A 268-nucleotide genomic window follows, 5' to 3' on the forward strand; every position below is an offset into this window, starting at 1 on the left:
GGTTACTAATAATTCATTTGTGCCCATTTTCTCTTGTAATTGCTGAAGTTTTTCTTGAGCAGATTGATAATTTTCTTGTTTTATCAATTCGTTGATTACACCCAATTGTTGTTCAACATTTGAAACTAGTACATGGTCTTCTTTTAGTTGATTGAAAATTCTTTGTGCTTCATCCCTTACAGTTTGCAATGCCGTTTTATGATCAATCACTTCTTGAAGGATGATTAATGCCACTTCATGGTCATACTGTTCGACTGCATCCATTGCT

At 34.0% G+C, this 268-nt stretch carries 1 protein-coding gene; it reads right to left on the reverse strand.

Annotation, left to right across the window (positions count from 1 at the left end):
* A partial coding sequence (locus tag SB749_RS19625; protein WP_410711781.1) for a hypothetical protein occupies window positions 1-268 on the reverse strand: 268 nt, incomplete at both ends.

Source organism: Brevibacterium sp. SIMBA_078 (genome assembly GCF_046534565.1).
In the GTDB taxonomy this organism is placed as follows: Bacteria; Actinomycetota; Actinomycetes; order Actinomycetales; family Brevibacteriaceae; genus Brevibacterium.